7 protein-coding genes are annotated in these 9,511 nt (G+C 54.7%); 2 read left to right on the top strand and 5 right to left on the bottom strand.

Features of this window, described 5'->3' with window-relative positions:
* Positions 1–7 precede the first annotated feature (7 nt).
* From wzzE to trxA, 4 genes are all read right to left on the bottom strand, one after another.
* Complete coding sequence (gene wzzE / locus E0E17_RS07845) at positions 8–1,057, bottom strand: ECA polysaccharide chain length modulation protein (protein ID WP_130833127.1); 1,050 nt, start codon at positions 1,055–1,057, stop codon at positions 8–10.
* A 25-nt stretch (positions 1,058–1,082) separates the two neighbouring features.
* Complete coding sequence (gene wecA / locus E0E17_RS07840; protein ID WP_130835497.1) at positions 1,083–2,168, bottom strand: UDP-N-acetylglucosamine--undecaprenyl-phosphate N-acetylglucosaminephosphotransferase; 1,086 nt, start codon at positions 2,166–2,168, stop codon at positions 1,083–1,085.
* Between the two features lie 271 nt (positions 2,169–2,439).
* Positions 2,440–3,699: a transcription termination factor Rho gene (rho, locus tag E0E17_RS07835; RefSeq protein ID WP_130833125.1), complete on the bottom strand. Its 1,260-nt coding sequence runs from the start codon at positions 3,697–3,699 to the stop codon at positions 2,440–2,442.
* Between the two features lie 464 nt (positions 3,700–4,163).
* Entirely contained in the window at positions 4,164–4,496 is a 333-nt protein-coding gene (gene trxA / locus E0E17_RS07830) for a thioredoxin TrxA (protein WP_130833123.1), read from the bottom strand.
* Between the two features lie 117 nt (positions 4,497–4,613).
* On the opposite strand from trxA, the gene rhlB reads away from it, so the two are divergent.
* Both rhlB and gppA read left to right on the top strand, forming a co-directional pair.
* Positions 4,614–5,906 carry an ATP-dependent RNA helicase RhlB gene (gene rhlB / locus E0E17_RS07825; protein ID WP_130833121.1) on the top strand — a complete coding sequence of 431 codons (1,293 nt, stop codon included), beginning with the start codon at positions 4,614–4,616 and terminating at the stop codon, positions 5,904–5,906.
* 7 nt (positions 5,907–5,913) lie between these two features.
* A complete protein-coding gene (gppA, locus tag E0E17_RS07820; RefSeq protein WP_130833119.1) occupies positions 5,914–7,398 on the top strand; it encodes a guanosine-5'-triphosphate,3'-diphosphate diphosphatase in 1,485 nt (494 codons plus the stop codon).
* Positions 7,399–7,443: 45 nt separating this feature from the next.
* On the opposite strand, the gene rep is transcribed toward gppA, so the two are convergent.
* A complete protein-coding gene (rep, locus tag E0E17_RS07815; RefSeq protein ID WP_130833117.1) occupies positions 7,444–9,465 on the bottom strand; it encodes a DNA helicase Rep in 2,022 nt (673 codons plus the stop codon).
* Between the last annotated feature and the right edge of the window lie 46 nt (positions 9,466–9,511).

Below are 9,511 nucleotides of genomic sequence, written 5' to 3'. Positions count from 1 at the left end.
GCTTCTCTTAATGATGCTGCTGTAATTTCAGACGCGGGCGGCGTATCAGCGCAACGCCAGCGCCGACCAGGGCTCCGGTCGCCCCCCACATCATCATCAAGAACAGACGCCGTGGGCTGTCACGCCTGACCGGCTCTTCCGGCGTACGCAGATAACGATATGTCTGGAACTTACGGTTCACGTCCGGACCCGCCTGCAGTGTCGTCAGCATCGCCCTGTTTTGATCATAACTTATATCATAGCTGGGTCCGCCAGCCTGCAGCGCATCCAGCTGCGCCTGTAAACGGGAGCGTCCGAGCAGAAACAGCTCCGAATCGGGCAGCGTTTCGCTCGTTACCGGCGTCTGATTTTCGCTGATCTCCGGCTGGCTGGCAATTTTCAACGCCTGCTCAAGACGGTGGCGCTGGCGTTCGAATACCGCCCGGGCGACACTCTCCTGGCGTTTTATCTGCGCCTGCAGCTGCTCCTGGTAAGCCTGCCAGGCCCCCTGCAATTCCGCATTCAGATGGCGTGCCGCGCGTTCGCTGGCAAAAGCGATATACTGGCGCAGCAGGTTATTGGCATTGTTGGCGGTTTCGGCTTCCAGCCTGATACTGTCACGGGTGTTATGCGCGCTGTCGGCGGGCGTAAAAGTAATATTCGTGATCAGTTCATCCAGCGCCGCGGCATCGTTACGGGCGTTGCCGCTTTGCCGGCTTTTGTAATAGTCTGTTTGCAGCCAGAACTCCCGCCGCGTATCCCATGACGCCAGCTGCATGGTAAACTCCTGATATACCTCATCCATAACGTCAGGCTGCGGCACGGCGAGGTTTACCGCGTTGTTACGCAGCGCCAGGCCGTGAAGAAACTGCTGCTGCGCATAGTAATTTCCCAGCATATTGATAGTGGGTCGATCGGTAATCGCCGTCGCACTCCACACTTGCTTCATCAGTAACGAGGCTACCCATGCCAGCAACGCAAAGAGCAGCGCCAGGCCAATGATCCAGCGCTTGCCGCGCCACAAGGTGCAGCAGAGGCCGCGAATATCCAGTTCGTTCTCCACAACGGAAGCGGTCATAACAACATTATCCTTTTCAGGGTACTTATCTGGGTAATTTTCTGGCTTCTCTGCGGTGCTGCAGACGACGTTTGGTACGCCTGATTAAACGCGCGATGCGCCATGCATGCTTGATGCAGTAGCCATAGAGCATAAAGGCGCACAGAAACAGCAGTAGCATGACCCATTCAGGGATAAACGCCAGATATTCGCCCAGCACTCCGATACCGGCCAGCAGGGCGGCGGCCAGGGTAATCAGCATAAAGGCCTGACGAGAGGTGAAACCGGCACGCATAATCAGATGATGAATATGCTGACGATCAGCAGAGAAGGGGCTCATCCCCTTGCGCAGACGACGATACATGATCGCCACCATATCCATCAGCGGGATAGCGATCAGCCAGAGCGCTGTGACGGGGGTAATGGGATGACTCAGACCTTGCGTGGTTTCCAGTAATATCCAGATGATGCTGAAACCGATCATGGTGCTGCCGGCATCGCCCATAAAGACTTTATAGCGGCGCCCGAAAAAGCCGAGGTTAAGCATGATATAAGGCAGCGTGGCGGCAATCAGCGCGAAGCACCACATCGCCAGACTTAGCTGCCCATCGAAATAGAGAATGATGCCCATCGCGCCAAAGGTGACACAGGAAAGCCCACCGAGCAGGCCATCAATGCCGTCCACCATATTAAAGGCGTTAATCGCCGCCCAGACGGCAAACAGCGTGAGCACATAGCCAAAGGGGCCCACCACCAGTTCTACCGGACCGATAATATAGCCCAGGCTGAGCAGATAGAGCTTGGCTCCGACCATCATCACCACCGCCACGACCGCCTGCACCATGGCGCGAAATTTCACGCTGATATCGAAACGATCGTCCAGTGCGCCGACCAGCACCAGCACTCCGGCGCATAACAGATAGAGCAGGCCGTGCGGAAGATAGTAATTCGTGATGGCAAAGGTGAAACAGATACCGGCGAATACCGAGATACCGCCAACCAGTGGAATCGCACCCTGATGACGTTTACGCAAATTGGGCGTATCAACCAACCCGATTTTTATCGCTACCTTGCGAGCAAAAAAAAGGAAAACCAGAGTAAATAAAAAAGTTAATCCAAGCTCGGTACTTATAGTGAGTAAATTCACGTTAAACGCTCTCAGCTAAAACATGGATACTATAAGCAAAAATAAGAGTTTTGCCGTTCATCCAGATTCCGAATTCTGTTTATCCGATGCGCAGCACCACGCTCAGGCATCGTTACCACAGTCTTTATAAATCTCCCGTCAGGGGTAATCCTATAGCTCATAAATGAAAAACGCCACGTCGGGACGTGGCGTCGGGGCAAATTCCAGGCGGATTCAGAAGAAATCGGGCAGAAACTCTACTCGCGTCAAATCTGAATCAGGAACGTTTCATCATGTCGAAGAATTCGTCATTGGTTTTGGTCATTGCCAGTTTGTTGATGAGGAACTCCATTGCGTCGATCTCACCCATCGGATGAATAATCTTACGCAGGATCCACATCTTTTGCAGTTCTTCCTGGGAAGTGAGCAGCTCTTCTTTACGGGTACCGGAGCGGTTGTAGTCGATAGCCGGGAAGACGCGTTTTTCCGCGATTTTACGGGCGAGGTGCAGCTCCATGTTACCGGTGCCTTTAAACTCTTCGTAAATTACTTCGTCCATCTTCGAACCGGTGTCGATCAGCGCGGTGGCGATAATGGTCAGACTGCCGCCCTCTTCCACGTTACGCGCCGCACCGAAGAAACGTTTCGGACGATGCAGGGCGTTGGCATCCACACCACCGGTCAACACTTTACCGGAAGCCGGTACCACGGTGTTGTAGGCACGCGCCAGACGGGTAATGGAGTCGAGCAGAATAATGACGTCTTTTTTGTGCTCAACCAGACGCTTCGCCTTTTCAATCACCATTTCAGCGACCTGTACGTGACGAGAAGCAGGTTCATCAAAGGTTGATGCCACCACTTCGCCTTTCACCAGACGCTGCATTTCGGTCACTTCTTCCGGACGCTCATCGATCAGCAGAACCATCAACACGCAGTCAGGATGATTATAGGCAATGCTTTGCGCGATGTTCTGCAGCAGCATCGTCTTACCCGCTTTCGGCGGCGCAACAATCAGGCCACGCTGACCGCGACCAATCGGCGAAGCCAGATCCAGTACGCGAGCGGTGAGATCTTCTGTAGAGCCATTACCCCTTTCCATGCGCAAACGTGAGTTGGCATGCAATGGCGTAAGGTTTTCGAACAGAATCTTACTACGCGCGTTTTCCGGCTTGTCGTAGTTAACCTCATTGACTTTCAGCAGCGCAAAGTAACGCTCGCCCTCTTTCGGCGGACGGATTTTGCCAGAGATGGTGTCACCGGTGCGGAGATTGAAGCGGCGGATTTGGCTGGGAGAAACGTAGATGTCGTCAGGACCGGCGAGGTAGGAGCTGTCTGCGGAGCGGAGGAAACCAAAGCCATCCTGCAGTATCTCCAGCACACCATCACCGAAGATGTCCTCGCCACTTTTCGCATGCTGCTTCAAAATGGCGAAAATAATGTCCTGTTTGCGCATGCGCGCCAGGTTTTCCTGTCCCATATTTTCGCCGAGAGTAATCAGCTCAGAAACCGGCGTGTTCTTTAATTCGGTAAGATTCATAGTGATGGGTTCTTAAACTCGGGGTAATTCTCGAAATGTTTGTCGTGAATGGTATGGCAAAAATTCCATGCCTGTTAATGGCTCAGTTTTTTACTCGTCTCGACAATGGTCGTCAGGGATGGCGCCAGGATGCGCAGAGACGGTAGAAACGTCAGGCCGAAATTGATGCTAACCGTCAGGTTGTCAAACTGCCGTTACGATACAGTGTGCCGACGTTCAACAAAGGAAATCTTTAGATTCTAACTACAAGGTAAGTGCGTAAAGCAGTGAAAGTAATCTAGCACGCCTGAACCCTGCCGTCCATACCCTTCCTGTTTCCGGCGTCTGCCTTGCGGCAACCTGAACGCATCGGGTATCACGCTTTGACTTGCTCTCCCAGGCTGCCGCTGCCTTGTGGCAGCCTGGAAGTCTTTAAATATAGCGGTGGAAAGAAATTTCGCCACCGCAGCCTTCCGGCTCCGGGCTTAGCCCAGGTTAGCGTTCAGGAACTCTTTGAGCTGACCTTTGGACAGGGCGCCCACTTTGGTTGCAGCCACTTCACCGTTTTTGAACAGCAGCAGCGTCGGGATACCGCGAATGCCATACTTCGGTGCAGTGCCCGGGTTATCGTCAATGTTCAGCTTGGCGATAGTGAGCTTACCGTCGTACTCTTCTGCGACTTCATCAAGAATCGGGGCGATCATTTTGCAAGGACCACACCATTCAGCCCAGAAATCTACCAGCGTGACACCCTCTGCTTGCAGAACGTCGGTGTCGAAACTGTCATCGGTCAGGTGAACGATTTTATCGCTGCTCATGTTTTACTCCACAAGATTATGCCTGGCGAATTGGCGTAAAATATACCAACGTAGCTTGACTTTATTTCATCGGATACGCTTTCGTAAAGCGATAATAAGCTGATATTCTACCACACTATGAGCAAAACACACTTAACTGAACAGAAGTTTTCCGACTTCGCCCTGCACCCCCAGGTAGTGGAAGCCCTTGATAAAAAAGGTTTCCATAACTGCACGCCGATTCAGGCGCTCGCATTACCTTTTACGCTTTCCGGGCGTGATGTTGCAGGTCAGGCGCAAACCGGTACCGGGAAAACGATGGCGTTTCTGACGTCAACGTTTCATCATCTTCTTACTCACAAGCCCGTGGAGGGCCGTCAGGTTAACCAGCCACGCGCGTTAATCATGGCGCCAACCCGCGAACTGGCGGTGCAGATCCACGCGGATGCTGAGCCCCTGACGCAGGCTACCGGCCTGAAACTGGGCCTGGCTTATGGCGGCGACGGCTACGACAAACAGCTGAAAGTGCTGGAACAGGGTGTCGATATTCTGGTGGGCACCACAGGCCGCCTGATCGATTACGCAAAACAAAATCACATTAATCTGGGTGCCATTCAGGTCGTGGTACTGGACGAAGCCGATCGCATGTTCGATCTGGGCTTTATTAAAGATATTCGCTGGCTGTTCCGCCGTATGCCGCCTGTGACGCAACGGCTCAGCATGCTCTTCTCTGCGACGCTCTCTTACCGTGTGCGCGAACTCGCGTTTGAGCACATGAACAATGCAGAGTATGTGGAAGTCGAGCCAGAGCAGAAAACCGGGCATCGCATCAAAGAAGAGCTGTTTTATCCTTCGAATGAAGAGAAGATGCGCCTGCTGCAAACCCTGCTGGAAGAAGAGTGGCCGGATCGCGCCATTATTTTTGCCAATACCAAGCACCGCTGCGAAGATATCTGGGGTCATCTGGCCGCCGATGGACACCGCGTTGGCCTGCTGACCGGCGATGTGGCGCAGAAAAAACGCCTGCGCATTCTCGACGACTTTACCAAAGGCGACGTCGATATTCTGGTGGCGACCGATGTGGCGGCGCGCGGCCTGCATATTCCTGCCGTGACGCATGTCTTTAACTACGATCTGCCAGACGATTGCGAAGATTACGTGCACCGCATTGGCCGTACCGGTCGCGCGGGTGCCAGCGGATGCTCTATCAGCCTCGCCTGTGAAGAGTACGCGCTTAACCTGCCGGCAATTGAAGAATATATTGGTCACAGCATTCCGGTAAGCAAATACAACAGTGATGCCCTGCTTGACGACCTGCCGCCGCCTAAACGTCTGGCGCGTAGCCGTTCCGGCAATGCCCCACGCCGTGGTAATAACGCCAACCGCCGCAGTGGCGCACCACGCAACCACAACCGTAAACGTTCGGGTTAAGCTCACCATGCTAAGCGCATCGTCACTTTATGCTGCGATTGATTTAGGTTCTAACAGCTTTCATATGTTGGTGGTGCGCGAAGTCTCTGGCTCGATCCAGACCGTGACGCGCATCAAGCGCAAGGTACGGCTGGCTGCCGGACTGGGTAAAGAGAATCAACTCTCAGCAGAAGCGATGGCGCGCGGCTGGCAATGCCTCAAACTTTTTTCCGAACAGCTGCAGGATATCCCCGCTGAGCAGATCCGGGTCGTGGCGACCGCTACGCTGCGCCTGGCTGAAAACGCGCAAGAATTTTTAAACCAGGCAGAGCAGATCCTGGGCTGCCACATCAACGTCATCAGCGGTGAAGAAGAAGCACGCCTGATTTATCAGGGTGTTTCTCATACTACCGGCGGTCCCGATAAGCGCCTGGTGGTGGATATTGGCGGCGGCAGTACCGAGCTGGTGACCGGCGAAGGTTCGCACGCGACGGCCCTCTTCAGCCTGTCAATGGGCTGCGTGACCTGGCTGGAGCGCTACTTCAGCGATCGCCACCTGGCGAAAGAGAATTTTGCCCAGGCGGAGCAGGCGGCACGCGCCATGATTCGTCCGGTTGCCGCACCGCTGCATGAACAGGGCTGGCAGATCTGCGTAGGCGCCTCGGGAACGGTACAGGCGCTGCAGGAGATTATGGTGGCGCAAGGGATGGATGAGCGCATTACCCTGAATAAGCTACAGCAGCTTAAGCAGCGTGCCATTCAGTGCGGTAAGCTGGAAGAGCTGGAAATTGAAGGGCTGACGCTGGAACGCGCGCTGGTTTTCCCCAGCGGCCTTTCCATTCTGATCGCTATTTTCCAGGAGCTGGGTATCGAAAGCATGACGCTGGCTGGCGGCGCGTTGCGCGAGGGCCTGGTATACGGCATGCTGCATTTACCGGTGGATCGTGATATCCGTAGCCGTACCCTGGTAAATGTTCAACGCCGTTTTACCATTGATATCGAACAGGCCGGGCGCGTGCGCCAGCTGGCGGAAAGCTTTTACCGGCAGGTAAATAATGCCTGGAAGCTGGATCAGCGCTGTCATGACCTGCTGATGAGCGCCTGCTCAATCCACGAGATTGGTTTGAGCGTTGATTTCCGTCATGCGCCGCAACACGCCGCTTACCTTGTTCGTCATCTTGATCTCCCTGGCTTCACCCCTGCTCAGCGAAAACTGCTGGCCTGCCTGTTACAAAACCAGAGCGGCAATATTGATCTCGCCTTGCTGTCGCAACAAAACGCCGTGTTGCCACGCCAGGCTGAGCGTCTGTGTCGTCTGCTGCGGCTGGCGATTATCTTTTCCAGCCGCCGTCGTGATGACACCTTACCGGCTGTCAGGCTACAGGCGCGTGAGGATGAACTACATCTGACGTTGCCCTCCGGCTGGCTGGAGGCGCATCCGCTGCGCGCAGAATTGCTGGAGCAGGAGAGCCGCTATCAGTCCTATATCCACTGGCTGCTGGCGATATCCTGAGCAAACCGGCGGCGCCTGGCGCTGCCGCCCGGGCTGACTTCGTCGTCAGCCTTTTTTCGCTTTATCCAGCATTGCACGCAGACCGGCAACGCGGCTCTGGCCGGTTTTCATGCGCTCTTCCGCGCTGACTACTTTGCGTTCGGTTTCCCAGACCACATCGTCCTGCGGCAGCTCAAGCAGAAAACGGCTCGGCTCGGGGCGCACCAGTTCGCCATACTGACGACGCTCGCGGCAAAGGGTAAACGTCAGCTCTTTCTGCGCGCGCGTGATGCCAACATAGGCCAGGCGACGCTCTTCCTCAATATTGTTCTCATCAATGCTGCTCTGATGCGGCAACAATCCCTCTTCCATGCCGACGAGAAACACATAGGGGAACTCCAGCCCTTTTGAGGCATGCAGCGTCATCAGCTGCACCTGATCAAGATCTTCCTCGCTTTCGCCGCGCTCCATCATGTCGCGCAGGGTAAAGCGCGTGACCACCTGCGCCAGCGTCATCGGTTCATCAATATCGCTGCCTTCCAGCATTTCGGACATCCACTGAAACAGCGTATTGACGTTCTTCATGCGCATTTCGGCCGCTTTGGGGCTGGTGGAGGTTTCAAACAGCCAGCTCTCATAGTCGATGCCGCGGATCAGGTCGCGTACCGCAGCCACCGGCTCGCGCTCGGTTAAGCGGATAATCTCCTCCAGCCAGCGCGTAAAACGCTGCAGGTTTTCCAGCCCCCGCCCGGTTAAGGTTTGCGCCAGGCCGAGATCGAAGCTGGCGCTGAACAGGCTCTTGTTACGCTGATTCGCCCACTCTCCCAGCTTTTGCAGGGTAGCCGGGCCAATTTCGCGTCGCGGCGTATTCACAATACGCAGAAAAGCGCTGTCATCGTCGGGGTTGGTTAAGACACGCAGATAAGCCAGCAAATCTTTGATCTCCGGACGAGAAAAGAACGAGGTGCCGCCGGAGATCCGGTAGGGGATCCGGTTCTGCATCAACAGCTTTTCAAAGACGCGTGACTGATGATTGCCGCGATAAAGAATGGCGTAATCTTTATACTGTGTCTTGTTGATAAAGTGATGGGCGATCAGCTCCCCCGTCACGCGTTCCGCTTCATGATCCTCATGGTTAGCGGTCAGCACCTTCAGTTCGCTGCCCATACCCAGTTCAGAAAACAGGCGCTTTTCAAACACGTGCGGGTTATTGGCGATCAGGATATTCGCCGCTTTCAGAATCCGCTGTGAGGAGCGGTAATTCTGTTCCAGCTTGATTACTTCCAGCGCCGGGAAATCCTCTTTCAGCAGCACCAGATTCTGCGGGCGCGCGCCGCGCCAGGAATAGATAGACTGATCGTCATCACCCACCACGGTAAAGCGCGCGCGCGTGCCCACCAGCAGCTTGACCAGCTCATACTGACTGGTGTTGGTATCCTGATACTCATCCACCAGCAGATAGCGGATGCGCTGCTGCCAGCGCTCCCGCACTTCAGGATTACGTTGCAGCAGCAGCGTCGGCAACAAAATCAAATCGTCAAAGTCGAGGACGTTACACGCCTTGAGATGTTGATCATAAAGCGCATAACAGTGCGCGAAGATATTATCGCGTTCCGAACGTGCCAGCGCGGCGGCGCGCGCCGGATCCACCAGGTCGTTTTTCCAGTTGGAAATGGTAGAGATCAGCTGCTGTAACAGCGCTTTATCTTCTTCAAGCCACTGCTTCGTCAGCTCTTTCAGCAGGGCCAGCTGATCCTGATCGTCGAACAGGGAAAAACTGGACTTCATGCCCAGCGCGGCATATTCGCGCTTAATGATCTCCAGACCCAGCGTATGGAAGGTCGAGATCATCAGGCCGCGCGTCTCTTTGCGACCCAGCGTCTGTGCAACACGCTCTTTCATCTCACGCGAGGCTTTATTGGTAAAGGTCACAGCGGCGATGTGGCGCGCCTGATAGCCACACTCACGGATCAGGTGGGCGATTTTATTGGTAATAACGCGCGTTTTACCCGATCCTGCGCCCGCCAGCACCAGACAGGGACCGGTAACAAATTCGACGGCACGTTGTTGGCTGGGGTTTAAACGCATAACAGAAATCGCTCAGTAAAAATGGGCAGGGATGAAATAATGGGCG

The organism is [Erwinia] mediterraneensis (genome assembly GCF_900604315.1).
In the GTDB taxonomy this organism is placed as follows: Bacteria; Pseudomonadota; Gammaproteobacteria; order Enterobacterales; family Enterobacteriaceae; genus Pantoea; species Pantoea mediterraneensis_A.
Note: the sequence above shows the minus strand (reverse complement) of the source record. Positions and strands in the feature narration are given on the sequence as shown.

Excerpts from the sequence above, each read along its gene's own strand:
- wzzE (WP_130833127.1), bottom strand. The coding sequence starts at position 1,057 with ATGACCGCTTCCGTTGTGGAGAACGAACTGGATATTCGCGGCCTCTGC.
- rho (WP_130833125.1), bottom strand. The coding sequence starts at position 3,699 with ATGAATCTTACCGAATTAAAGAACACGCCGGTTTCTGAGCTGATTACT.
- trxA (WP_130833123.1), bottom strand. The coding sequence starts at position 4,496 with ATGAGCAGCGATAAAATCGTTCACCTGACCGATGACAGTTTCGACACC.
- rhlB (WP_130833121.1), top strand. The coding sequence starts at position 4,614 with ATGAGCAAAACACACTTAACTGAACAGAAGTTTTCCGACTTCGCCCTG.
- gppA (WP_130833119.1), top strand. The coding sequence starts at position 5,914 with ATGCTAAGCGCATCGTCACTTTATGCTGCGATTGATTTAGGTTCTAAC.
- rep (WP_130833117.1), bottom strand. The coding sequence starts at position 9,465 with ATGCGTTTAAACCCCAGCCAACAACGTGCCGTCGAATTTGTTACCGGT.